The sequence below is a fragment of the Paenibacillus sp. FSL H7-0918 genome (genome assembly GCF_038007025.1).
In the GTDB taxonomy this organism is placed as follows: domain Bacteria; phylum Bacillota; class Bacilli; order Paenibacillales; family Paenibacillaceae; genus Paenibacillus_AQ; species Paenibacillus_AQ odorifer.
Map to the genome: position 1 here is coordinate 1,504,633 of NZ_JBBOWJ010000001.1, position 26,467 is coordinate 1,531,099.

Here is a 26,467-nt window from a genome sequence, read left to right on the forward strand (position 1 = left end):
CGTTGTCCCGCTAGGCTTCCACTGCCCCCAGCTCGCTGAATAACGACAATACAGTCCACTACTTTCCCGATCAATGCACGCCTCTCCCCATTTGGAGCATAACGACGATCATATAATAAACTGATCCTATAGTAACGGAAAAATCAGCTTTCGTCAAATCTTGTACTTGTCGAGCTGGTCTAGGAAACTTTGTGACTTCAGCTTTAATCCGAGTTGCACATCCATAAAGGCCCGCATAATTTTTTTCAGCTCATCCCGGCTGCTTTCCTTTACATCCACATTGCCTAGTCTAGTCAGGTCAAGTCTGGCGAATAATCGCAGCAGCTTCAACGCACGAGCAGAGACCTCCATGGCTGGAGGGTCATTATGTTTACAACTGCGGCACAGTGCTCCACCAAGGCGAGGGCTGACCAGCAGTTGATCATCCGGCTTCTCGGCACCACAAATTACACAAGAATCGAATTCAGGACCATAACCGGCTGCCTGTAAGATTTTCATTTCAAAGACATTTATGATAACGCCGGGTTCCTTGTCCTCTTCAAGTGCATTAAGACAGGCCGTAAGCTGGCGAAACCAAAAGCTTCCCGTTTCCTCATCATGCAGAACACGATCAAGCAGTTCACACGCATAAGACGCATAAGCAGCTTTGATCAAATCCTCACGCAGCGGATGGTGCGACTTCGTAATTTCGCCAGAATTCAGTGTCCCAAGTCCTCCATTATTTCTAAAAAAAACAAATTCCCCAACGGTGAACAGTTGGATCAATGCAGCATGGCGGCTTTTGACCTTCTTTGCGCCACGCACCAGAACCCCTACTTTTCCCGCGTTCTCGGTGCAAAGCGTAATAATTGCGTTCCCCTCGCCGTAGTCCATGCTGCGGATGACGATCCCTTCCACCCTGTGTAGCATGCCTCTTCCCCCAACCATTCGGCAAGCAACCAGTCCTTATTGCGCTTCTTCATCACAGGCCTTCTCTTCCTCCACTAGCTGTAATCCACTATCTTCAAGCGGATGGCCAGCTTCCTTATACAGCAGGTAAGCATCGACGTCTCCTGTCATTGCAAAATACTTCCACGAAAAGTTTCGCATTCGTATTCATCCTTTCTTGGGAAAGACGATGTCTCTTATCAAGAATTAGGATGGTGCGATGGAGCAGGTTCTATCCTTGCAATTCCTACCAAACGAGGAATAACGGAATTAACTTAAAGGTCTTTATGGAAGCCCAAATCCCGCAGAACGCGGTCCTGATTGCGCCAATCTTTTTTCACTTTTACCCATAGCTCCAGAAAAATCTTCGAACCCAGCAGGTTCTCAATATCTGTCCGAGCCCGTCTGCCGACCTCTTTCAGCATTGCCCCTTGCTTGCCGATAATAATTCCCTTTTGCGAATCACGCTCAACAAAAATAACAGCTGAAACATGCACCACTCCATTAGGCTCAACCTTCATATCTTCGATGGCTACAGCAATAGAGTGCGGCACTTCTTCACGAGTCAAATGCAGAATTTTCTCCCGGATTAATTCCGCGCAGACAAATTGCTCGGGGTGATCCGTGATTTGATCTTCCGGATAATACTGAGGGCCTTCCGGCAAGTACTTGGCAACCTGCTCTAACAGCGTGTTAACATTGCTGCCCATCTTCGCAGAAATCGGAATAATTTCGGCAAAATCATGCAGCTTGTTATATTGAGCCATAAGCGGGAGCAGAGCTTCCGGCTCTATTTTATCGATCTTGTTGAGCACCAGAATCACCGGTGTCTTCAGACCATTTAATTGCTCGGCAATGTAACGGTCTCCACCGCCCAAGCCCTCTGACGCATCCACAAGGAATAACACAGCTTCTACTTCACCCAGTGTACTCATTGCAGTCTGGTTCATGTAGTCGCCTAGCTTGGACTGTCTTTTATGAATCCCCGGTGTATCCAGGAATACGATTTGTGAAGTGTTTGTTGTGTAAACACCATGGATTTTGTTTCTGGTTGTCTGTGGCTTATCCGACATAATGGCAATCTTCTGGCCAATGACCTGGTTCATGAGTGTTGATTTACCTACGTTTGGTCTGCCGATAATTGCGACAAAGCCTGATTTGAATTTCATATTATCTTCCTTCCATACTTACCTTCTAAATTTGCGTTTGAAAATCTTTTAAGATCTTTTTCGATCCCCCTAAATCCCCCTTAGCCAAGGGGGACCCCAAGGGCCCCGGCCCTCTGGACACCCGGAAATGGGCGTAACTGCAACGTTAGGCTGGATTAGAGGGACTATGGTGCATGAGCGCTTTCCTCCCCTATCGGGGACACGCTTCACTGTCGCTTATTCACACGGTTCGCATTGCCCTCACCATGAATAAAGATTACTGAGATGCAGCTTACAGTCAGGGTTCAAGTTACGATGTGCAAAGTATCGCTGGCGGCTTTTGCCGTGGCGCTTACCTCGTAATGTTACTCTAAAAACACATAGTTTGCACCAGTTTAGCCTAACTTGGTAGAACTAGAACACTTTTAATTGTACTTTGTACAACTAATTTTAGTTGAGTTTATGTTTTTGGTGTTTTAGTTGTATTTTGTGCAATTAAATCCTGTCTTAAGAGCCAAATATGGGCTTTATCATAAATTTAATTGTACTATCTGCAACTAAATTCATTTTTGTCGCGAAAGAGTAGCAATTTAACTGTACATTGTGCAATTAAAGTAGCAACCTTCGTCTAACTATGCCTGATTTGCCCTTAAACAGGCACAGGCATTAAATCAAATCCTCATTTTATTCTGGAGCTTGTCCTTGCTTCAGATCTACGGGACCAAAAGCGCCTGGAAGCAATTCTCCCACCGTAGTCTCAACGATATCACCCTTCATGTTCCCAAGAATAACCTTCATATCCGGCGAACACAACTCAATCATTACTTGCCGGCACACACCGCAAGGTGAAACGGGGCCGTCAGAGTCAGCTACTACGGCAATTGCTTTAAAAGAACCAACAGCGTGTCCATCCGCAATCGCACGGAATAGTGCTGTCCGTTCCGCACAGTTGGTTGGTCCAAAAGCAGCATTTTCCACATTACAGCCGTGGTGAATATGACCATCCTGATCAAGAAGGGCAGCTCCCACTCCGAATCGGGAATATGGAATGTAAGCTTTTGCTCGTGCTTTAATCGCCTCTTGCATAAGAAGAGTAGAATCCATATTTTGTCCTCCTAAAGTTTGTTGAGTATTGACTTCATTGATTTTTCTTCGCACAAAACTCACTTCGTAAACATCTAATTAGTTTCGTTTATCGTTATTTTCTCAGCGTGCGCTAAATTTTATCAGTGTACTTCATGAGATATATTCGGGTACATAACTCACTTCAAATTATTCAGTAACGAAAGAGACGGAATCGCAAAACGCGGGTCCGCCTCTCCCCTGAATTGATTTTGTATCCTGATTATGACATAAGTCCGCTAATCCAGTCCATCACAGGGTGATAAAAAACATAGATCCCGACTAAGACAGCAAACACCGCCGTGAGAAGCACAGCTCCTGCGGCGGTATCTTTTGCTCTCTTAGCCAGTGGATGAATCTCTGGCGAGATCAGATCAACCGTCGCTTCAATCGCCGTATTGAGCAATTCGGCAGTTAGGACAAGCGTGATCGAGAACAGCAGCAACATCCAACTGGCCAGCGGAAGTCTGAACACGGCAGCGGCTATTAGCACAACCACCGCTAAACAGCAATGCACCTTCATGTTAAGCTCGGATTTGAATGCCGACACTAAGCCTTGCGATGCAAACCGAAAAGAGTGCCAGAACTTCTTGTGCCCTACCGCCGTGTTCTTCACCATTAGCGCGTCAACCCAACCTGAGATAGTACTTTTTCTTGCTTGGACATCATCTCTGCTTCTGAAGCTTCATCCTGATGATCATATCCTAACAAATGCAGAAATCCGTGAACGAAAAGAAAACCAAGCTCTCGTTCCAGTGAATGGCCATATTCCAGCGCCTGCTCCTGCGCACGAGTTACGGAAATGATTATATCCCCAAGTACGTCTGGAACATCTTCCAGCGCCTCGCCTTCCTCTACCTCGTATATAATGTCCAGCTCGTCCTCTCCGCTTTCATTCATAGCAAAAGAAAGCACGTCCGTCGGACGGTCAATTCCCCGATACTCCATATTCAACTCATGTATACGAACGTTATCGACAAAAGTAAGAGCTACCTCGCCCCGATCGATCCCTTCCGCTTCACCTGCTTTTTGCAAAATGCTCTCCAGCAGCGTAATGAGATCGTCCTTTATCTCGTATTCTTCCTGCTCGTTATCCCAAACGATCTCCAAACTCATGGGTTAGGTGCCCCTTCCTCTTTTTTCGGCTTACGCACATCTTCTGGATATTCGATCCGTGAGTGGAAAATTCCCATAACCGTCTCCTTCAGAGTCCGTGCAATAATATCCAATTCTTTAATCGTCAAATCACATTCGTCAAACTGATGATCATCCAGTCGACTTTTAATAATCTTCTCAATCATCGTTTCCACCTGCAGAACAGTTGGCTTACGCAATGATCTCACTGCAGCCTCGACACTGTCGGCAATTCCCACAACGGCCGCTTCCTTCGACTGGGCTTTCGGTCCAGGATAACGGAAATCTTCCTCGGTAAAATCAGGATCGACACCTTTTTCTTCCGCCAGCTTCAGTGCCTTATGGTAAAAATAATGCAGGAACGTTGTTCCATGATGCTGCTCCGCAATATCACGGATTGGTTTTGGCAGCTTATATTCTCGTTGCATTTCCACCCCGTCACGGGCGTGGGCAACGATGATAGATTTACTAAGTTTCGGTTCAATAGAGTCATGTGGATTTTCCATATTATTTTGATTCTCGATAAAATAAAACGGACGTTTTGTTTTACCAATATCATGATAATACGATCCAACCCGGCATAATAAGCCATCTGCTCCAATCGCTTCCGCGGCAGCTTCTGACAGGTTACCTACCATTACACTATGGTGATAGGTTCCCGGCGTTTCGGTAAGCAGTTTGCGCAGCAGCGGGTGGTTTGGATTAGACAATTCTACCAGCTTCAATGCCGATAGAATACCAAAGGTTGCCTCGAAAAAAGGCATTAGCCCAATCACAAGTACAGCCGTCAATAGTCCCCCTGCAAAAGCAAAACCAACCGAATACAAGGTACCTACCTCTTTCCATGCTCCTCCACCTAACAGTATCTGCATAAAGACTGTCAGACAGCCAAAAAGCGATACCATAATCCCGCCTTTAAGGAGCGTGGAGCGTTGACCCGCACGGTGAGTCGCAAAGATAGCCACGTACGAAACCACGATGGCAAAGAAACCAAAGTTAAAATCAAAGATTGAGTTCTGCTGCACATTCAAAATAACACTCGCCAGTACACTGAATAGAATGGAGCAAAAATAGGCCAAAGGCATGTCCAGAAGCATTGCAATTAACATTGCGCCAATCGCCACCGGTGCCAGGAATCCGATATAAGATCGGACATCGGTCTGCAAAACAGCGGCCAGCCGCATAGAGATAATAGTTATAACAAATACAAGCACCAGCATCAATAGCTGAGAATTGTTGTACTTAAAGCCTGAGGTGCCGCCTGAATAACGAATGAACGCAAGCAAACCGACGGAGAGCATCGCAGAGAGAATCAATAGGCCTAACTGTGGCCAGTAATTCACCTCATTGCTTAGTAGTCCATTCTCATCCAAAAGAGTGTAGAGCTCTGGAGTAATTAGCTGCCCCTTAGCAACAAGCGTGTCCCCTTGCTCAATGAATACATCAGGTGTGTTCTCCCGGGCTTGTACCTTCGCTTCCTTGGTAGCATCCTCATCGTAGAACTTGTTACTTGTGATCACAAGACGCACAAGCTCCTGAACAACCTCACGCGCTGTACGCTGGCTTAGAGAACTAATACTGACCTGTTCCGCTACCTTGGCGCGAGCGGTCTGCGCATCTGTAATCTGATCATTCATCAGCCTAGTTACAATATCTCGGGCGACAGGCTTCATCTCGATAATGTCCTGAGAGGTCAGGCGCGGAATCTTAATGTAAGTCTCTTCCGGAATGACATAGGTCTGCTCTTTGATGACAGATTGCATTTCATCCAAGAGGTGATCTGAATATGTAGCGCTGCCCCGATTGGAAGCTACGAAATTCAAGATGAAATCGCTGGCTCTCTGCGGGATTTCATCACGATAAATCCCCGTCTTATCGCTTTGCGAGATCAGATCATCCTGATTGAGGCGATCTATCCGGTCCAGCAGCGAGGTCACTAGGTTGTCTGCCCTCATCGGGATAATTTTGTACTTGGGAGATACGCTTTCGGCCGCTTCCTCAGCTGCTTTTAACGTAGCTTTGGTGTCCTTAATTTGTTTCGGTGCCGTTATTTCCTTTGCACTGTAAGTATTCTCTTTAATATCATATTTCTTAGGTAGCAATTCTGGCGACAAGCTGAAGTAGAACACTAGTCCGAGTAACAGGAAAAGAGCATAGCGTGTCACTGCGCTATACTTCCATCCGTTGTTCGTATATACAAATCCGCTTAATTTAGATGGTTGCTTTGAAGCCATGAAGACAATCCCCTTTATTGGAGGTTTTCGGCAGAGCGGTCATAGGCAACGATAATTTTCTGCACCAGGGAATGCCGTACTACATCCTGTTCCGCGAAGTAGACAAAGCCAAGTTCTTCTATGCCGGATAAAATCGCTTTGGCTTCAATCAAACCGGATTTCTTGCCGCGGGGCAGGTCAATCTGGGTAACGTCACCTGTAATCACCATTTTGGACCCGAAGCCGAGTCGAGTCAGGAACATTTTCATTTGCTCAGGTGTTGTATTCTGCGCTTCATCCAAGATGATAAATGAATCATCCAATGTACGTCCGCGCATATAAGCCAGCGGAGCAATCTCAATCAATCCCCGTTCAAGTGCCTTAGCCACCTGATCGGGCCCCATAACGTCGTATAATGCATCATAAAGCGGACGCAGATATGGATCTACCTTTTCTTGCAAATCCCCTGGAAGGAATCCTAGACTCTCTCCTGCTTCTACTGCGGGACGCGTAAGAACAATACGCTTAACCGAACCTTCTTTCAGTGCCGTAACTGCAAGCACCACTGCCAAGTAGGTCTTCCCCGTTCCTGCAGGACCGATTCCGAATACAATATCACGCTTCTTGATCGTTGTCACATAATGCTTCTGGCCGACCGTTTTGACACGGATAGGCTTTCCGCGAAAAGTTGTAGTAATTTCTCCTTTGAACAAATCGAGCAATTGATCAGCACGAAAATCTTTCGCCAGTTCCACAGCGTACTGCACATCACGTTCAGTAAGTATGTAACCGCTCCGAATGAGGGACAGTAGCACATTAAACAATTGCCCCAGCATGTCTACTTCCCGCTCAGCTCCACGAATCGTTAGCTCTGCTTCACGCGAATCAATAATGGCGGGAATTTCACTCTCGATGATTTTTAAGAATCCATCCTGCGGGCCAAACAGCGATTGCGCTTCTCCCGCATTTTGCAAAGATATACGAATGCTTGCAGTCTGTTCTGACAAGTAGCCTCATTCTCCTCAATTGTTTACTATTGGCAGTTCTTCGGAAATTTTTTCTTCTACTTCAAAGATCACTTTCATATAAACTTTACCATTCTCTTTCTTCTCATGCAAAACTTTTTGACTTTTGATGACGCTATCAACACCATATCGAGCTAAAATATCATTCTTCGCCCGCTCAATTCCCCTCGCTACTCCAGCTTCTGGAGTTATCGTATCCTTTGTTTCATTGATCTCCATTTCTTTCTCAGTCATCAGGCCCAGCGGCAGCTCAATAGAGCGCCAAGATAGCGGATCATGCTCTGTGAGCGTCTTTGAATTCTCAAAGGAGGATTTGCCATAACCCCACAGCTGAATAGCCCATTTCCCCAACACGAGATAGGTGCGATCCTTACGCTCCCCAGTGTAGGTGCTATTTGTTGTTTCAAGCGGAACCTCGATATTGTACTCATGCCAAACCAACCCCTTAACCTCACCCTTGGCTACCACATACTCTACATTTTCTTCGTCTCCAAGAGCACCGGAAATCAGGATATCCCCTTTTTTCACACGCGAATTACGCGCTACTACCGGTCTGCCCTGCTCCGCATATATTTCTGTTACCACCGCATCTGTTCGGCTAATTAAATGCCGTTGGCTAAGCAAAGGTTTGATATCGGGCTGTTTAGCCTCTACAACCTGAATTTTGATGCTCGTCCCCGTCCGTTGCAGCCCTATCCAAGAAACACCCGGTAAATGGGCCAGCAGCCCCTTAGAGAGCTTGTCCGGCTCCTCCAGACGCCATATCCACTGAAAAGGATACACACCCTCCTGGCGAGCGGCAGCCAATATATCCTCAGAAGCAATTTTTTCATTCCCTTCGACTCTAATACTCCATACCATCGTAGATAACATAAAAAGTGTAATTCCAAACATTAAAATACCTATGCCAAAAAATTTCCTTTTCCACAGCCGCGCCATAAGAAATGGAAGTCCGCTTCTACCGGTAACGTGCATACGACAGCCTGTCTTTTTTAAAATCGGCCGGAGGACATAAAAATCATCCAGAAGCAGCTTAAGGGAAGCGCCGCCCTCAGCGGGCCTCACATCCCAAATCATGATTCCTGCTTCAGAAATGAAATTAATAAATCGCTCCACCTGAGGTCCCGTCACATGCAGTGTAACGAACCCCCGCAGTGATGACAGAGGTGGCTCCTTCATGATCTCTCCTCGCTTTCGTTATATCTGATCTCCCCGATAACGCCTTCTACAGCCAATTCCTGGCCTAGAATATTTCGGATGACAAGTCCCTCGCCCGTGATTTCAAGCGATCCTTTAGCTAACGCGAGCTTAAGCTGACCAGAGGAAAAATGCAGCACGCCGCGATGATTCTCAATATGCAGTTCCTTATTGCCGATCAGGGTGATCCGGGGCATTTCCTGTAATAAGTCCTGTGGTAGATCCAGTACCCCGTTTGTCCATCCCCGCAGCCTGCGGCCAATACGGGTCATAAGTAGACGTTCCCCCTTCCTGCCTTCTGTACACCTTATGCGGCAACGCTTTTTTTTATGAGAAGAAGTAACAAAGGAGGACCCTTCAAGTGTGAAAAAAGCAAAAAAAAGCCCCGTCAACCTATCGTAAAGATAGGAAACCGAGGCTTTATTGTTACTATGATCCGTAAATATTATCTTCGGGTGGAATGCGGCTGACGAGAACGCGGTGGTCCCAGAATCTCTGCCCAGACTACACCATTGCGCAGGTCGTCACGACTCCCTGTTCCATGTGTCTGGTCTGCCGCAGAGGGTGAGTTTGTGTTTTTAGTCTTATTTGATCTTTTGGTATCTGCACCCGCTATCCCGTCAAAAGCAGATTGAAGGCGCCGCACCTCTTCTTGCATTCTTTGTGTGCGTAATTCAACTCCGTCATCGGCATGCTCCAAAGACATTCCTTCTCCAGTAGAATAATCTGGAGTTGGTATATACGCGGGTTCTGGAAAGGCAGGAGAGGCATCATACTCCCGGTTATCCTCTGACCTCGACTGCCGGGAAGAGGTGCTAACAGGAGCAGGAAATCCACTGCCAGACTCCGCTTGGCGCCCTCCATCGATATCCGGGCGCTTTACCCGGCGGAGCGGAGAATCCTCTCCGCCCCCAAAAGTGGGCATTCCCCCGCGAGGAGCTCCTTTGGGCTTGTTTTTAGTTGCTTTATTCACATTGGATACGATCGCGAATATAATAACCGCAATAATATAGATCCAGCTCATGGAGATTCACATCCCCTTTTATTTATTATTGTTAGGACGGTTATTATCGTCCTGATCATTCATTTTGCCGAGAGAGCCCCGCATTTGGGTATCTGCCTCGATGTTTTTGATATTCATATAATCCATCACGCCGATTTGGCCATTTCTGAGCGCCTCAGCCATTGCCATAGGCACCTGAGATTCAGCTTCCACAACAAGCGCCTTCATCTCTACTACGCGCGCCTTCATCTCTTGCTCGTGAGCGACAGCCATCGCTCTGCGCTCTTCCGCTTTGGCTTGGGCAATGCGTTTATCTGCTTCTGCTTGCTCGGTTTGTAGATAAGCACCGATGTTCTTGCCTACATCGATATCCGCAATATCAATGGAGAGGATCTCAAAAGCAGTACCTGAGTCAAGCCCTTTGGACAATACCGTCCGCGAAATCAAATCCGGGTTCTCAAGGACATCTTTATGGGAATCACTCGAACCTACTGTCGTTACAATCCCTTCACCAACACGGGCAATAATCGTTTCTTCACCCGCACCACCCACGAGGCGGTCGATATTGGCACGAACAGTTACGCGCGCTTTTACCTTAACTTCAATCCCGTTCTTAGCAACAGCCGCAACAACCGGTGTCTCAATTACACGAGGGTTAACGCTCATTTGCACAGCCTGCAGCACATCACGTCCTGCAAGATCAATGGCTGCTGCGCGAGTAAATTCCAAAGGAATATCTGCACGTTGTGCTGCAATAAGCGCATTAACAACACGGTCTACGTTACCACCTGCGAGATAGTGACTCTCCAGTTGATTAATGTTCAGTCCAAGACCTGCCTTAGTCGCTTTAATCATTGGGTTAACGATACGACTTGGGGTTACACGACGCAGTCTCATCGCCACCAGCGTAATAATACTGATTCTAACGCCCGATGCTAATGCTGAAATCCAGAGCATAACCGGGAAGAAACTTAAAAACACGCTCAATACAATAATCACCACTACCGCGATGAACAGAATAGGAATCAAAGATGCTTCACCCATACTATATAACCTCCGTAAATTTATTGTAGAACTATTATTGGTTCCAGTGTTTACCTTATTCCTTGATTTCTTTCACAACAATCCGTCCGCCCTCTACTTTAATAACAGAGACCGGTGCATTAGCACTAATAAAACTACCTTCTGTAACAACATCCACACGTTCGCCGCCTATCATAGCCGTTCCTGAGGGACGAAGTGGAGTAATACTGGTTCCTGTAGTGCCTAATAAGCTAAGCTTCTCTTCTACAGGCACAAATCCCTGATCTTTAGTAAGGCTTTCCTTCAAAATAAATCTGTTCCATATCCCTCGTTCTTTAAAAATGACCGCAACAATTACTACAACTATAGTCGCAGCTACGAAAGAGATACCTAGACTGAGCAGTGCATGCTTATAGCTGTAAGCAGCTCGTACAACACCCGCTACAAGGCTGACAGAGCCTAGCAGCCCCAATATTCCGAAGCTAGGCACAAAGAGCTCCAGCACAAGCATGACAAGCCCAATGATAAACAAGAGCCAAGTTTCCGCTCCGGCGAATCCTGCAACATAGTTGCCGAAGAAATATAACACAAAAGCCAACGTCCCGATAATTCCTGGCGCACCAAAGCCTGGAACAATCAGTTCAATGACAACGCCTGTAATCCCAATGAACAGCAGAATCGTCATAATAATCGGATTGGTCAGAAATTGCGACATTTTTTCCGCACCGGTATGCTCTATGCGAAAGATGTCGTCTGTAGTATATCCAAGCCACTGAATTGCTTCTTCAGGGGTATCTGTAATTTGATCAGCGTAACCAGCTTTTAAAGCTTCTTCACTAGACAAGGCAATGATTTCTCCCTGTGTCTTAGTCACTCCAAGCTCTGGCTTATCCACGACCAAATTACTATCCACCATTCCAGCAGCAATGTCTGGATCACGATCATTCAGAGCAGCAGCGCCGATCATTTTAGATCTCCAGTAGGATATCATTTTGGCATCATCGACTTTTTGACCATTCATGTCTACCAAGGAAGCGGAGCCGATCATACTGCCCGGCTTCATGATTATTGCACCTGCATTAAGTGCTATGTAACTGCCTGCAGAAGCGGCATCACCTTTAATATAAGCAGCTGTTGGTATTTCACTCTCTCTTACCATCGTCCCAATCTCTTCTGCCGATTTCACCAGCCCTCCAGGTGTATCGACCTCTAGTAGAATAAGGACTGCTCCATAATTAGCGGCTTCTTCAAATCCTCTTTCCAAAAAGCTTTGCAAACCCCGTTCAATCTTTTGATCTACCGGAATAATAAACACGGGACCTTTTTTCAGCTCACTGTTCGTAACCCCCGGTGTTTTCGGGGCTGTCCCGTCAGCGCTTACATTCGTTGCAAAGGGTGTCAGGAGGAGTAACAGCAGGACCACAGGAAAGCTAGCTAACAGTATTTTCCGTAATCTTCTCAATGATTTTACCTCCCTTCTTTAGCTTGACCCAGAACTCATAACCTTTAATACGCTGAAATTGGATTTACGTTTCATAACATAGAAAAGCACCCCTTTTGCAAGGGGTGCTAGTGCTATATTATTGCAGAAATTGCAGAACCGCCTGGTTCACGAGTTTACCATCAGCGCGACCTTTGACCTTAGGCATCAGTGCGCTCATGACCTTCCCCATTTCGCTCTTCGAAGAAGCACCGGTTTCCTGGATGGTCTGCTGTACAATTACTTTAATTTCTTCTTCGGAAAGTTGCTCGGGAAGATATTTAATAATAATCTCGATTTCTGCTTTTGTACTCGCGGCAAGCTCGTCGCGACCCGCTGATTCAAATTCTTGGAGGGCATCTTTGCGCTGTTTGATTTCACGACTAAGGATATCAAGCACTTCGTTGTCGTCCAATGTTCTCTTCAGATCTATTTCAAGATACTTTATTGTAGAACGAACCATTCGAATCGTGGAGAGCGTGAACTTGTCCTTACTCTTCATCGCTTGCTTCATATCTTCGTTCAATCTCTCGCTAAGATTCATGCGTGGGTAATCCTCCTAAAACTTTCTCTTACGAGCAGCCTCAGACTTCAGCTTTTTCTTAACGCTCGGCTTTTCGTAATGTTTGCGTTTCTTCACCTCAGCCAAGACACCATCTTTTGCGATGGAACGTTTAAAGCGACGAAGTGCAGCATCAATTGTCTCGTTTTTGCGAACTTTCGTTTCAGACACAGGTTTCCCCTCCCTCCGACCATACCGTCCAAGAGCATAACACGGTTTATCAAACTCCATTATAGGTCAAACGGAAATAACGTGTCAACCTTCGTGCTATTCTTTTTTCTGGCAAGTTCTTCAACATTAAATGATTATGCTATGCGTGCGAAGCTGAGTTTCCAGTGAGCGCACCCAGCTTGGCTCCACCCAGCAGGTGATAATGAAGATGAGGCACAGCTTGTCCACTATCAGGTCCGCAATTATTGATTAAACGATAACCAGACTCAGCAATTCCAAGGTCTTTGGCGATCTGTTGGGCTACACTGTGGATTTCAGCAATTAGCGGAAGATCCTCAGGTGTAACATCATTCATTGAAGCAATGAACTTCTTGGGAATGATCAACACATGTACCGGTGCAGCCGGCTCGATGTCGTAAAATGCAAGAATACGTTCATTCTCAAATACTTTTTTGGAAGGAATAGTACCCTCAATAATTTTGCTAAACACGGTCTCCATAGAGTGCTTGCCTCCTAAAAATTGGTGAAATTCCACTTCATCATAAGATAATCATACAGGATAATCATCAATTACGAAAGCAGCAAGCAAACTCAGCATAATCTGCCCTAAACTGTATCTGTTACAGAATGAACCATTAAATAAAAATATCAACACCGTTAGGCCTAAAAAAGACAAAAAAAAGAGAAACACCCTTCACAGCTTATAAAGCTGATTCGGCGGCGGACGTATGAAAAGGAGTTCATTCCCTGCCATACGTCCGCCGAGGTGTTTCTAAAGTAATGTCGGCTTAGCTGTATTATAACAGCGCGTTGATACTGTATCTGTGATAAGAATCACACACATTATAGATCTTCACATTTTTTCCAAAAGGATCCGAGATCCCCCTCCACCCTGTTCAGCAGGTACTACTACCAGCTTGCGTGGCAGTCGTGCCCGAAGCTCTGGAACATGGCTGATAATGCCGACAGACAGTTGGTCGTTATGCAGTCTTTCCAGTGAGGTAATTACCGTATCGAGCAATTCCGGATCCAGCGTACCAAAGCCTTCGTCCAAAAAGAAAAATTGCAATGGATACTGTCCCCGCAGCTGAATCTGTGCCGAAAGAGCAAGTGCAAGTGACAAGGAAGTTAAGAACGTCTCTCCGCCGGAAAGCGTGGAGACCGGTCTTCTTACACCACCGTTTCCATCATCACGAATTACAAAGCCACCACCCGAATCAACCTCCAGCGCATAACGCTGTTTGCTCAGGAAACGAAGCCGCTGGGAAGCAGACTGGCATACCTGCATCAATTGTTCCTCCGCAATATACTCAACAAAAGCATTTCCACGTAAAACCGTCTGCAATTTGGACAAATGATCCTGTAGAGAAGCATGTTCTAGCCGCTGGGCTTCGAGCTCCATCCAGCGAATATGCCGATGCCGCAGATCCTCCAGATCTCGCTCTGCGCGCGCTCTTGCTTGCAGCGACATTTCATCCTCTGACTTACACACGCTTAAGCTCTCCTGGCTAACTTGCCACTCCTCTTCACTTAAGCTGGCTCCGTCAAGCTTCTCTTCAATATTGCGCAGCTGCAATGAAACTTCAGCTTCTTCAGCACGATGAGCACGTACCCGAGAAGAAGAAATTTCCCGCTCTTCAGGTGCGAGAGCTGCTCCTTCAACCTCAGCGGCGGAACTAAAAGGTGAAGAGGTTAAGCTTTGCTCCCACAGATGGCTTGAAGTCACATAATGCTCTCGAGCAGATTCTGCAGCCTGGCGGGTAATCGCTGCCTCCTTGATCTCATGCTGCGCTTTTTCCGCTGCCGTGAGATGTAATCGTTGGCTGGTCTCCACAGCTGCTAACAATTCCTGCAGACGACGCTCACACTCTGCTAGAAGAGGGGCAGCAGCGCGGCCATTAGTCCACTCTAAAAGACGCCGTTCTTTTTCACGCTGCAATTCTTCTTTGCCTTCCATCTGTGTATTCCACTGAGTAAGCTCTTTATCGAGTCCGGTGATGGTCTCCTGAAGATTCTGCACCGAAGCGCTTTTCTCATCCAGAAACTTGACACTGATTTCCAGTCGGGATCTAATTTCCTCAGCTTGAGCATCCTTGGCTAACAGCTCACGATAAGCTTTTTCTACCTCTTCCGGTGCCAAATCAGGGAACTGCTGTACCCAGTTCTGCCGCAAAGCGGTTAGTTGGCCACTCAGTTCCTCGGCTTTGGCGGTTAGGCCTTCTACCCAGCTTCGCTCACCTTCGGCACCCGCTGCTTCTTTGAGGCATAGCTGCTGAACTTCCTGCATTGATTGCTGCCACTGTATCGCTGTACGGCGCAGTTCTCCAGACTGGCTTTTTAATGCTAAAAATGCAGCATCAAGTTCTGCCAAAGCCTTTTCATCTGGGATGGACATATCGGTAGAGGAAACCTCAGTAGTGCTGACTTCTGAGCCTGCCGCTGCAGGATGATTTACCGTATCAAAAGCTCCATCACCAAACACTTGCTCCAGCCAAACCAGGTCCTGCTCCCGCAGACCACGGAACATATGGCGTGCTTCCAAAGCACGTCTGGACAACACCCGAGCCTGTTGAAGCTTTAACTCCAGTTCCTGTTGCTCTACGTTATCCTGCAATACAGCAGGGGCCGGGTGGTGTTCGCTGCCACATACAGGGCAAGGTTGTCCTGCTTCCAATTCTTTAGCCAATCCAAGCGAGAGTCTGTGCAACTCATGCCCCTTGAGGGCCGCTTCCAAAGAACTGATATGTTGCTCCAGACTTTCTGCTGCGGTGCACGCAGCTTCTTCTGTCGCCAGCAGCTTCTCTTGATGCAGCGCCGCCTCGCGGATCAGCTGCCCGCGAGAAGCTTCCTGCTGCCCGCGACGGCCCTCGGCCTCCGCGAGGCGCGCCTGCGCAGCCGCGAGTGCAGTGGCACGCTCGCGGCGCTCCTTCTCCGCCTTATCCCACTGGGATTCAGCGGAGTGCAGCCCTTGCAGTCTCTGCATCGCTTCTTGCAGAGACTGCCGCTCCTGGGAGCGGACACCGAGCGGCTGCAAGCTCTGCTGCAGCTCTTGCTGGCGCTTTTGGCCCTTGGCCAAAAGCTCACGCTCCCGGGCCATGCCCTCCCGCAGCTCCGCCAGCTTGCGGGAGGCCTCTTCGCGGCGCTCGCGCAGAGCCGCGAGTTCGCGCCGCAGGGCGCCGAGCTCGGACTCGAGCTCGAGCGCGCGGCGGTAGGTGTCGGCCCCCTGCCGGAGGGCCGGCTCTTCCGCCGCAAGCGCGGCCTGCGCAGCAGCCGCGGCCGCAGCGGCACGCGCCGCCTCCTGCTCAGCAGCGGCGGCCAGCACCTCTTGACCCTCCGCGCGGGTCAATCGGCTCTTGAAGGCATCTTCCGCGCTTCGCCATGCTTTCAGCGCGGGAAGCCTAGCCTCGGCCTCGTCAGCTTGGCCGAGCTTCCGTTCAAGGAGGAGAATCTCCTCCTCCTTGGAGAGCAGTCCCTGCCGCTGCAATTCGCGGCGGGTCCGTTCCTTTTGCAGCTCGCGAATGCGCGTGAAACGCTCCGCGACCTGCAGCGCCGCCTCCAGCTTGCGGCGGCATTCCGCAGCATGCTGGGCTGCTTGTTCGAGGCGCTCCGCCGCTGCCTTTACATCCTCTTTGCCTGCGCTGCCAAGCCCCTGCTGCTCCGCTTCGAGCGCGCGGAGCGCAGCCTCATTCTCCTTCACCCGTCGGCTAAGCTTCAACGCAAGCTGATCGCCATACTGTTCCAAATGGAACAGGCGCTGCAGCATTTGCCGGCGGTCTACGCCCCGAAGCGATAAGAATTCGGCGAATTTCCCCTGCGGCAATACAACTGCTCGCGTGAAGTCATCCATCTTGAGCCCAATATGCTCTTCCACACAACGTGTAACATCTGCGAGTTTATCCGCCATAACGTTATCCCCGTCAGGTGTAACTTCAATGAAACGGCTAATGGTGTTACTGACTGTTTGCTCACCTGTCCGCTTGAACTTACGTTCAACGCGATAACGATGTGCCCCAGCGGAAGAAGTGAGCTCAAAGGTAAACGCCACGCTGAGTGAATCCTCAGAGTGATTCATAATCCCCTGTGTTCCATTAACGGCGCGCTCCACTTTGCCGTACATCGCCAAAGTAATAGCATCCAGCAAACTGGACTTGCCGCTGCCCGTAGGTCCAAAAATCCCAAACAGCCCGGTCTCACACAGACTTTCAAAATCTATTTCCTGCATTTCTCTATAACTCTGCAATCCTGCAACTTTTAATAAAATAGGCTTCACCTTAGTTCTCCTCTCCTTCCTCCGGCTGCTGCCGTTCTTCTTCGGTTAGCTGTAAGAACAGCTCAATCAAACGATCCTCCGGCTCCGCCCCGCCCGTCTGGCGCTGATAGAATTTACGGAACAATTCTTGTACAGGCATACGTGAACGGGAAATCTGTTCGAGCTCCAGCTCCATTTGCGGATAAATCGGACGAATATGAATGATCCCCTCACGTGATTTACGCAGGCGCTGAATATCATTCATCGACATAGCTTCACTGAGCCGAATCTCCAAATCTATAAAAGCGGAAGCATCTCTACCTTCATCCAACCAGTTATATACCTCTTGCAATCCCCCCGTAGAGCTCCATCTTACAAGTGGACGCCCACAGCGAAGATAGATTTCTTCGAAGGTCGGCTCACCGCCCGGCGCAACATCAATCAGCGTCACCGACTTGGCTTGTCCTGCTTCCGAAAAGCTATATGCCAGCGGGGATCCGCTATAACGGATCATCCCTTCCCCTTTTACACGCTGAGCGCGATGAAGATGGCCTAGTGCAGTATATTGCGCTCCACAGGATAAAGCAGAAGGGTCTACAGTGTAAGCCCCGCCCACCTGAATCGGGCGTTCCGAATCACTCTCTACACCTCCAAGCACATAAATATGGCTCATCGCCAAATTCACGGTTTGTGGCGTAAATTCCCGTCCCAACAGTTGCATAAGTTTGCCTACCCGTGCGCTGTAAGCTAGTCGAAGCTCCTCTTCCCCGCTGTCCCCAGCAAGCAACTCACCGAGACGTGCCTCAGAGGGATAGGGAAGGGCTGCGATTTTGGCAATCTCACCTGTCCGCGCAGCATGAACTGTCACTGGCTCTGAGGTTGGAAGTCCTACCAAGGTAATCCCCTGCCTTAATACAAGCGGGGAGACTGAAGATACGCGCTCCGGTTGGTCATGATTGCCGGCAATCACCACAAGGGGCCTGCCCCCTGAAGTCAGCCTGGCAGCAGCCTCATAGAATAATTGCTCCGAAGCCGCTGGCGGATTAACGGAATCGTACACATCTCCCGCCATCATAATCAAATCCACCTTATGAAAATCAGCGATCTCCACCAATTCATCTATGAACTGCTCTTGCTCCTTCTGGCGGCTTCTTCCCTCCAGCGTACGGCCCAAGTGCCAATCCCCCGTATGCAATATCCGCATCTTCGTCCTCTTTCCCCGCTCCTATGCGGCAATGAATAATTTATAATTTCACAGCATGATCGCCGTCAAAAAAGTACAGCCAAATCTCGCTGATCGGTTCTCCCAAAATATCATGTAATGCCTTGCTGTATAACTCTAGCTGAAAACGATATTTTTCCTTAAGTGCCTCTAAGCCGCCCTGATGTTCTAATACAGAGTCCGTCTTATAGTCTAGCAGAATAATCCGGTCCTCTTCACGGAACAGGCAGTCAATGACCCCTTGAATTAGCACAGCCTCACTAAAGCCTTCCTTATTGTTCTCAGGGGAAAGCTCCGAGACGGCTTCATTCATATAATCGAGCCCTCGATAAGCCTCACCTGCGGGAACCATATAACTGAACGGCATTTCTCTAAGCTTCCAAGAAGAAGCTATTAATCTACGTCCCAGTTCATTAGTATAAAAAGCTTCTATCTGATCGGGAGCTACAGCCTCCACCTGCTCAGCAGTTAGAATAGCCACTCTCTGAAGTCGGGCTAAGGTTTCTTCCACAACCATAGGATCAACCGAGCCCTCCAGCGGAATATGCTGCATGACTGTATGGTATGCTGTCCCGCGTTCCGCTGGGGTTAGACTGCGTTTTTCCATAAATTTCGGACGCCGCAAATGAAGACTGTCCGCACCTGCAACACTTGGACGTTTATCGTTTTCTATTGAGGTTGTAGAATTGCCTTCTTCCAGCAGATCAAAAGAGGGCTGCTCCTGCAACGACAACAACGCTTTTAACTCCGTAACAGAAGTTTTAGCCGGAATACCTGAGGCTGCCGCATACGGGTAATTCCATTCCAGTCTTCTAGCAATTTCATCGCTAGTCTCTGTTCCATATATATTTACAGCTTCACCCTTATGCAGTGCTTCGAGTACAGCTTGCCGTTCCTCTACCTTCTCCTCATTCTGATCCGTTGGCAGGAACGCCCCAGAATTAAGTTCGGAAGCATTTTGCACACTGATGCTCCAGTTGGAGACATCGTTGTGCAGCACCGTGGAGACGGTACCTTCTGAACCGCCCAGCTTACGAAGAATCGCCGCCGCAGGGTGCCGGATCAATGCCGGTCCAACCCAGTCCAAATAGCTGCGCCCTCGGGCCAGCAGATGATCTGCAAGCAGCAGCTCATCCCGGTTCTGTACGCTGCTCCAGCTAGCGATTTTGCGCGGCAAATCTCTTACAGTGCCTACTAGAATCATTTTATCTCTCGGACGAGTTAACGCTACATATAATACACGCATCTCCTCCGCTAATAATTCAAGCCGTGTACGCCGGTTAATAGCCAGATAAGGAAGTGTTGGGTAGCTAACTCGCGTTTCCCGTTCCACAAAACGCGGCCCAAAGCCAAGCTCTTTGTGCATAAGAAATGGCGAATGCAAATCTTGTCGATTGAACTGTTTTGCCATCCCGGCTACAAAAACAACAGGGAACTCCAGCCCTTTGGATTTATGGATGGTCATGATTCTGACGCCATTGCCTTCTTCACCGCCACCGCCAGCTACACCCAGATCTCCGCCGTTCTCACGAAGCCGTGAAATGAACACCAGAAAACGGAACAATCCACGCGCTGCGGTGTCATTCTCAAATTGCACAGCCCGATCATACAAAGCCTTAAGATTGTTCTGGCGCTGCGAGCCTCCAGGCAGTCCTCCAACCCATTCCAGATAGCCGCTCTCCCCATAGATACGCCAGATCAGCTCACTGAGACTACCTTGTCTAGCCGCATTTCTCCAGCTTTCCAGCTGTTCTAGGAAATGTCTAAGCTTGCGCTTCAGTTCTGGACTGATCTGCGGCAGATCTTTATCAGGTAAAACATTATTTTCGACGGTGCTTGCGGATTCAATCACATGAGCCGAGAAGAGGTCATACTCTTCTTCAGCCTCTTTTTCATCTTGCATCTCCACCGCCATCTGTACTGCTTGAAAATAAGGACCCTGACTACACATACGCACCGTAGCCAATTCTTCTTCCGTTAATCCGACCACAGGTGAACGAAGTACGCCAGCCAGCGGAATATCCTGCTGAGGATTATCAACTATTTTTAAGAGGGAAAGTGCAATTTCCACTTCTGTAGCTTCAAAATAACCTTTATTCAGATCACCATAAGCAGGGATTCCTTCCATCCGAAGCTCTTCGATGATCAGAGGGGTCCAGATTCTTGCCGAGCGAAGCAGGATTACGATATCACCGTAAATAACCGGGCGCATAATCTTGAGTCCTTTATCGTAGATAAGCAGCGGCGATCCACCGGTCATCCCCGTCATTTGTGAAATACGCCGGGCAATTGCCCGTGCTTCCAGCTGCGCCGTCTCGCTCTCAATAGCTTCACTCTCCTGAAGTGGCGCCTCACCGTCTTCAGAAGTCTCTTCTGACTTCCCTGCTGTTGAACCACGATCTATCAATAATAACTCCGGTGCAAAAAAGGTATCGGGACCCTTCTCTGCTGCACCTGGGAAATTCGCTCCGTAAACAAGCTCAGCGCGTTCGTCATAATTAATCTCCGCTACCGTCTCATTCATAATCTGCCGGAAGATCATATTAACGGCATTCACAACCTCCATGCGACTGCGAAAATTACGGGCCAGATCGATAACCGAACCGCTAGACGATTCATTAGTAATTTCAGATGGATCATCGATTGGGTGTGAGCCAAAGCTGCGGTATTTATCCAGGAATAGCCCCGGCTCCGCCAGACGGAATCGATAGATACTTTGCTTCATATCTCCGACCATAAACCGGTTACCGGGTGTTTCACGGGATATTAGCCGCACAATCTCCTCTTGCACACTATTCGTATCCTGATACTCATCCAGCAGAACCTCATCGAATTGAGCACGGTATTCCATAGCTGCATCAGAAGGCAGGGAATGACCGGGCGTAGAGTCCGGATGGCGTAGAATTTGCAGACAATAATGCTCCAAATCACTGAAGTCGACTAGACCTCTTCCTGCTTTTTCAATTCTATAACGTTCACCGAATGCTATCACTGTCTCTGCAAGCTCTGCCATCAGTGGAGCCGCTTCGTTCAGCTCTTTCAAAAAAACCTCAGGCGGACGGCCAAACAATGCTTTCTGAAGATCTAAAATACTCTTCTTCACACTGTCGCGCAGTTCCTTCACCATCTCCTGCAGTCCAGGATCTGTCGAATCCTTCTTACAAGCCTTTAATTTTCCAAAATATACTTCCATAAAAATATCATATAATTCTGCCCAAGGTCGTTCGTTTACGGCATCCTGCAGTGCATTTACCATCTCAAGATCAGTGGTTAAATTCTCAGCATAGGGTGCCGGACCACCCGGTTGTAGTGCAATCTCCCGGCCTTGCATCAGCTGACTGGCTGCACCCGCAAGTGTCAGCTTCGCTTCTTCAAGAATGCTCAGCACCCATGGCGTTCCACCCAGACTTTCGGTGTCTGGCAATGAGAAATCAGCTGCAGTATCACGGAGCCATTGCGCTGGCCAAGGATGGCTGCGGGCGTAATCATGCAATCGCTGTATGAGCGCATGCACTGCATCATCACTGCGTTCACCACTGAACCAATCAGCGAGCTGCACAAATATGCTATCCTCGCCATCCGCACCTACCTCACCGTACTTTTCCTCCAGCAACTCTTCGAGCAGCTCCTGCCGCATCATCTCCGCTTCATGCTCATTTAATATGCGGAAACCCGGATCAATCGGAATCATTTGATAATAACGCCGGATCACTTCCAGACAGAAGGAGTGCAACGTTGTAATCGAAGCTTTGCCCAGCAGGGATAGCTGACGGCGCAAATGGTTGTTCTCCCCGTTCTCCTCCAGCTCCCGATCAAGGGCTTCCCTGATCCGCTGCCGCATTTCGGCAGCCGCAGCTTTGGTAAACGTGGCTACTAGTAGCCTGTCTACACTGAAGCCGTTCTCTTCCTTACTGATCTTTCGAATAATCCGTTCTACCAGCACCGCCGTCTTGCCGGAACCTGCTGCCGCAGCAACGAGGATGTCATCACCGCTCTCCGCAATGGCGCGCCACTGGTCATCACTCCATATACTTCCTTCCGGTTTCGCTTCTATTTCAGCCTTCATACTCAAGGTGTAGTTCCTCCTTTGCGGGACAGCAGATCCCATATAACGTCCTTCCCTGGCTTACCCAGATTGTTATAGCTGTTGCCTTCCACAGCTTCATCGAACTGGCAGACAGGTCTAAAGGAACAGAATGTACAGGCGGTCTCCTGCCCAATTCGGTACGGCTCAATCGCCACATCACCCTCTGTAATCCGTGTCCCGATATCCGAGATCGTCCCTCTAACGGAGGATAATAGATGGCTCCACTGCTCTGGTGTAGCTACTGAAGCACTGCTATAAAAGCTGCCGTCAGCTTTTACTGCTACAGGCACGATAGAAGAATACCCTTTGTCTAAAGTGGTATCCATGAGGGAGACAACCTCACGATCAGCTGTAAGCAGTCCTTTCATCTTGAAGCGTTTCAACAACTCTTGCTCAGCCTGTTCCTTGTTCATCCCGTTGGATGAAGTTAACAACGGATCATGCACATGGAAATAAAGTGTGCCTGCTGGAAGTGCCGGCTGCCCCAGCCATTGCTCCGAATATGTCAGCAGCACATCCAAATAAGTCAGCATTTGCAGCGACAATCCATAATACACCTCATGCAGCTTGAGATCCTTTTGACTCGATTTATAATCAATTACCCGCAGAAGAATTCCGTTCTCTCCACGAGCCATGTCTACACGGTCAATCCGGCCAACGACCTCCATCACACAGCCATTCGGCAGCGTAATTCTTAAAGGCGGCAACTCCTTATCCGGTCCAAAATCCAGCTCCAGCCCTACTGGCTCAAAGCTGCCCCGGCGGGCGTGCTCGCCCAGAATCACAGAAGCACGTCCAACAATATTCTTAAGCTTACGGGAGATGTACCCGTAACGTTTGGAGCTCATTAGAATTTCACCCTGCAACATCGGAGATAGCCGTTCTACTGTCTCACTGGCCTCACGCCGACATTCATCCGGAGATAAGCTGCCCCAGCCCCGTCCCTCTTGTTTCAGTCTTATCGCCATATCACTTAGCGCAGCATGGAACAGCTGTCCAATATCAGGTGCTTGCAGCTTATATAACTGGCGCTCTTTCAGTCTTAGTCCGTAGGACGCAAAATGGGAAAATGAGCACGCAACAAATTTCTCCATCCGGGACACACTGCCCCGCAGTGTTGAGCCACCATACAATCTGAGGCTTGTGCCACGCTTTAGCTTCGTTCCCTCATTACGATAGAACAGTGAACTTAGCAAACGTTCCAGTTGAAATTTACGATCTTCGTTCTTAGTAAACCAGTTATACACATCCCACCATAGCTCCGGAATTTCTGTTCCTTGGCGCCACTGCCGCAGCTGCATAATCAATGCGCGAAGACTCTGTTCTGGTTGACCAATGAAACCGAGATGGATAGGATTTTCGACTTCTATAGGTAGTCCCGAAGGGGGAAGTGCTGACAAGCTGTGCTCTTGAACCCTTGGGAACATTCTATGCAAATGCCGGATAACCTCAGAGGGAAGGAGAGCTTTGCCCTCATCATCCGCTGTAGCGTAGCTAATCCAGAGCTTTCGGCTTCCTGTCGTTAGTGCATTATAGATCAGAAACCGCTCGTCCAGCAGTTTACGAGAAGCGCCGGGAGCAAGCTCCATTCCAGCATTCTCTAGTACGGAGCGTTCACCTTCCGAGAGAATTCCATCTTCCTTAAACTGCGCAGGCACAACACCTTCATTAAATCCAAGCAAAAAAGCGTATTTAACCCCCGTTGGGCGAGTCCGATCCATATTGCCGACCAATACTTGATCCAGTGCGGGCGGAACTAGTCCCATTTTAAGTTCAGCAAGACCTGTCTCTAGAACTCCAGTGAACACTTCAAACTCAAGTCTTTCATTGCCCATCATTTCTACTATCTGATCTAACAGATCAAGTACCGCACCCCACAACTGGCTATGTTCCCTAGCCTTCTCGGGTTGGCCCTTCTCCATAGACTTAACACTGAGTTTCTCTAGCTTTCGTGCAACATCCGTCTCTTCAAGCAGCTTGTACATTGCCGTACATAGTTCAAGGCCGCTTCGGCTTTTCTGGATTCGTTTCTCAAAAGCAAATAATGGACCTGTTATACTAGCACGGCATCGTTCCATAGTAGCAAGCAGTTTATCATCCATCTGTCTGCCGCCCTCCAGCGACAAGCTAGGAATACCTTTCCAGGAGCGGCCATCTGTCCAGCGGTACCCCTGAATCCCACAAGCCAGCACATAGTTTTCTAAAGCATCCATATCCTCACGCGTAATACTATCGTCTAGCGGAAGCAGAAGCTCCGTCTTTACACAACGGAATACATCCTCGTAACGCCAGCGACGACGCACTACATCCAACGCGGAACGTATAAACTCCACTAGCGGATGATGCAGCTCATTCACCTTCTGGTCCAGAAAAAATGGCACTCCATAATCTTGGAACAACGGCTGAACCAGCTGCTCGTAATCGCCAATATTGCGCATCAATACGGCCATTTCGCCATATTTTGCACCTTCATCCCGCGCCAGTCTAGTCATTTCGCGCAGGGCTCCCTCAACCTCTGCTCTGTGCGAAACTGCGGCGCCTATGGATATAGCCTCTCTTGCCAGTTCATCCGCATCTATCCAAGCCTTCCGGCGATCATATCCCCGTTCAAGGTGAGCAAGTACTGGACTTTCTTCAAAACGTGGAAGAACCATTGGCTCCAGCAGCTCGTCCCATACATCAATGCCCAGCTCTTCAGCAATTCCACGCAGTTTAATGTAAGTAACCGCAGTTGGGTGAAACAATTCAAGCTCATTCAACTGATCTCCATAGGGGTAAGGACGATCAATTGTAAGCGAAACCGTCAGCTTCGAAGCTTGCTGCATCAATTCTCGAAGCACTACGAATTCCTGCGGAGTAAATCCATGGAACCCATCTACCCAAATCTCTGCCCCGCGAATGTAGGAGGAATCTGGAATATGCTCAGCCAGTTCTGCTAAACGATCCTCTTCATCGATATAAAGACGGGACATTTCCTTCTCTAAATCGCTAAATACCAGCTGCAAATCATCCAGCTTACCCTCAAGAATAGGACTTCTTGCAATAGCTCCTCGCATAGCGGACAGCTGTTCCTCTAAATCAGTGGAACCCAAACAGCAACGTTTCATCTCCGTGTGCAGTTGGTTCAGACGTTCCACAAAACCCGGTCTGTCTGCTGAGGCACCGAATAATTTCAGTTCCTCTTTGCGGCGACTGATGATTTTGTAAATTAACATTTTCTTACCTTCTTCACTGATTGGCAGACTTGCACTGCCACCAGTTTCCTGCTTCACACGATAGGCAAGCCGCGAAAAACTCAGTGTCTGCGCCCGAAGGCTTCCCTTCACATTCCCTACGGTCAGAAGCCCCCGTTCTGCTCCAAAAGAACCTTGCTCTGGCACAAGAATAATAATCGGCGCACCAAGCGGTTCCTTTTCTAAGGAAGAAGAGATAGATTCCCATATTTTTGTTGTCTTGCCACTGCCCGAGCGGCCTAGTAAAAAGGTTACCGGCATAAATGATAGACTCCTTCCGTAGCGGAGAAAATATATAGAATACAGGGTGAAATATCCACCCATTGATTACACTCCAATTAAAAAAGTTCAGTGATTCCTCGTCCCCTCAGTATATCATAACCACACTAATCGGAACATGTGTTTGCTAGTATTTTCTAATGTTTTACAAAGGATAAACAGCTATGAGTACAAATAAAAAAAGCAAACCTCCGGATTTTGGCGGCTTGCTTTTTAGAGTGTTTAGTTTGTTTTTAATGCCAGTTGTGCAACGTTAGATAGGAGCTGCCAATGTCGGAGCGTAGGGTCAATGTTAGACTGTTGGCGTTCAGCGTTCAGCGTTCAGCGTTCAATACTCAACACCCCGCACTCAACATTAGCACTCTACGCCGATCGTTTTGTAATCCGCATTC

At 48.3% G+C, this 26,467-nt stretch carries 20 protein-coding genes; all 20 read right to left on the reverse strand.

The features are described from left to right. Nucleotides 1-153 precede the first annotated feature (153 nt). Nucleotides 154-909 (reverse strand): DNA repair protein RecO, encoded by a 756-nt coding sequence (gene recO / locus MHI15_RS06965; protein WP_036683821.1) that lies wholly within the window; start codon nt 907-909, stop codon nt 154-156. Nucleotides 910-945: 36 nt separating this feature from the next. Further along, nucleotides 946-1,089: a YqzL family protein gene (locus tag MHI15_RS06970; RefSeq protein ID WP_076098533.1), complete on the reverse strand. Its 144-nt coding sequence runs from the start codon at nt 1,087-1,089 to the stop codon at nt 946-948. Nucleotides 1,090-1,202: 113 nt separating this feature from the next. Beyond that, nucleotides 1,203-2,096, reverse strand: coding sequence for a GTPase Era (gene era / locus MHI15_RS06975; RefSeq protein WP_036683823.1), 894 nt, complete (start codon nt 2,094-2,096; stop codon nt 1,203-1,205). A gap of 663 nt (nt 2,097-2,759) precedes the next feature. After that, on the reverse strand, nt 2,760-3,221 hold the full coding sequence (locus tag MHI15_RS06980; protein WP_405169621.1) for a cytidine deaminase: 462 nt from the start codon (nt 3,219-3,221) through the stop codon (nt 2,760-2,762). 199 nt (nt 3,222-3,420) lie between these two features. Next, nucleotides 3,421-3,816: a diacylglycerol kinase family protein gene (locus tag MHI15_RS06985; protein ID WP_076129003.1), complete on the reverse strand. Its 396-nt coding sequence runs from the start codon at nt 3,814-3,816 to the stop codon at nt 3,421-3,423. Continuing rightward, nucleotides 3,816-4,313 (reverse strand): rRNA maturation RNase YbeY, encoded by a 498-nt coding sequence (gene ybeY / locus MHI15_RS06990; RefSeq protein WP_339244522.1) that lies wholly within the window; start codon nt 4,311-4,313, stop codon nt 3,816-3,818. The genes MHI15_RS06985 and ybeY overlap by 1 nt, the downstream gene beginning before the upstream one ends. Beyond that, nucleotides 4,310-6,565: an HD family phosphohydrolase gene (locus tag MHI15_RS06995; protein ID WP_076128999.1), complete on the reverse strand. Its 2,256-nt coding sequence runs from the start codon at nt 6,563-6,565 to the stop codon at nt 4,310-4,312. Before MHI15_RS06995 ends, ybeY begins: the two co-directional genes overlap by 4 nt. A 14-nt stretch (nt 6,566-6,579) precedes the next feature. Continuing rightward, the gene (locus tag MHI15_RS07000; protein WP_036683834.1) at nt 6,580-7,551 is read right to left on the reverse strand and encodes a PhoH family protein; all 972 of its coding nucleotides are present in this window, start codon (nt 7,549-7,551) and stop codon (nt 6,580-6,582) included. 15 nt (nt 7,552-7,566) lie between these two features. Next, nucleotides 7,567-8,748 carry a sporulation protein YqfD gene (yqfD, locus tag MHI15_RS07005; protein ID WP_076128997.1) on the reverse strand — a complete coding sequence of 394 codons (1,182 nt, stop codon included), beginning with the start codon at nt 8,746-8,748 and terminating at the stop codon, nt 7,567-7,569. Continuing rightward, a complete protein-coding gene (gene yqfC, locus MHI15_RS07010; RefSeq protein WP_036683844.1) occupies nt 8,745-9,038 on the reverse strand; it encodes a sporulation protein YqfC in 294 nt (97 codons plus the stop codon). The genes yqfD and yqfC overlap by 4 nt, the downstream gene beginning before the upstream one ends. Before the next feature lie 173 nt (nt 9,039-9,211). Continuing rightward, nucleotides 9,212-9,790 carry a hypothetical protein gene (locus tag MHI15_RS07015; protein WP_076128994.1) on the reverse strand — a complete coding sequence of 193 codons (579 nt, stop codon included), beginning with the start codon at nt 9,788-9,790 and terminating at the stop codon, nt 9,212-9,214. A gap of 18 nt (nt 9,791-9,808) precedes the next feature. Continuing rightward, nucleotides 9,809-10,813: a flotillin-like protein FloA gene (gene floA / locus MHI15_RS07020; protein WP_036683849.1), complete on the reverse strand. Its 1,005-nt coding sequence runs from the start codon at nt 10,811-10,813 to the stop codon at nt 9,809-9,811. Between the two features lie 55 nt (nt 10,814-10,868). Beyond that, a complete protein-coding gene (locus MHI15_RS07025) occupies nt 10,869-12,254 on the reverse strand; it encodes an NfeD family protein (protein WP_076128992.1) in 1,386 nt (461 codons plus the stop codon). Between the two features lie 118 nt (nt 12,255-12,372). Further along, nucleotides 12,373-12,816, reverse strand: coding sequence for a GatB/YqeY domain-containing protein (locus MHI15_RS07030; protein ID WP_036683862.1), 444 nt, complete (start codon nt 12,814-12,816; stop codon nt 12,373-12,375). A gap of 15 nt (nt 12,817-12,831) precedes the next feature. Continuing rightward, on the reverse strand, nt 12,832-13,005 hold the full coding sequence (gene rpsU, locus MHI15_RS07035) for a 30S ribosomal protein S21 (RefSeq protein ID WP_036657994.1): 174 nt from the start codon (nt 13,003-13,005) through the stop codon (nt 12,832-12,834). Between the two features lie 139 nt (nt 13,006-13,144). After that, nucleotides 13,145-13,504 (reverse strand): histidine triad nucleotide-binding protein, encoded by a 360-nt coding sequence (locus MHI15_RS07040; RefSeq protein ID WP_036683863.1) that lies wholly within the window; start codon nt 13,502-13,504, stop codon nt 13,145-13,147. Between the two features lie 354 nt (nt 13,505-13,858). Then, on the reverse strand, nt 13,859-17,275 hold the full coding sequence (locus tag MHI15_RS07045) for an AAA family ATPase (protein ID WP_341164271.1): 3,417 nt from the start codon (nt 17,273-17,275) through the stop codon (nt 13,859-13,861). Nucleotide 17,276: 1 nt separating this feature from the next. Further along, on the reverse strand, nt 17,277-18,458 hold the full coding sequence (locus MHI15_RS07050; RefSeq protein WP_076136581.1) for an exonuclease SbcCD subunit D: 1,182 nt from the start codon (nt 18,456-18,458) through the stop codon (nt 17,277-17,279). Between the two features lie 40 nt (nt 18,459-18,498). Then, on the reverse strand, nt 18,499-22,542 hold the full coding sequence (addA, locus tag MHI15_RS07055; RefSeq protein WP_341164516.1) for a helicase-exonuclease AddAB subunit AddA: 4,044 nt from the start codon (nt 22,540-22,542) through the stop codon (nt 18,499-18,501). Nucleotides 22,543-22,544: 2 nt separating this feature from the next. Next, the gene (addB, locus tag MHI15_RS07060) at nt 22,545-26,057 is read right to left on the reverse strand and encodes a helicase-exonuclease AddAB subunit AddB (RefSeq protein ID WP_341164272.1); all 3,513 of its coding nucleotides are present in this window, start codon (nt 26,055-26,057) and stop codon (nt 22,545-22,547) included. Between the last annotated feature and the right edge of the window lie 410 nt (nt 26,058-26,467).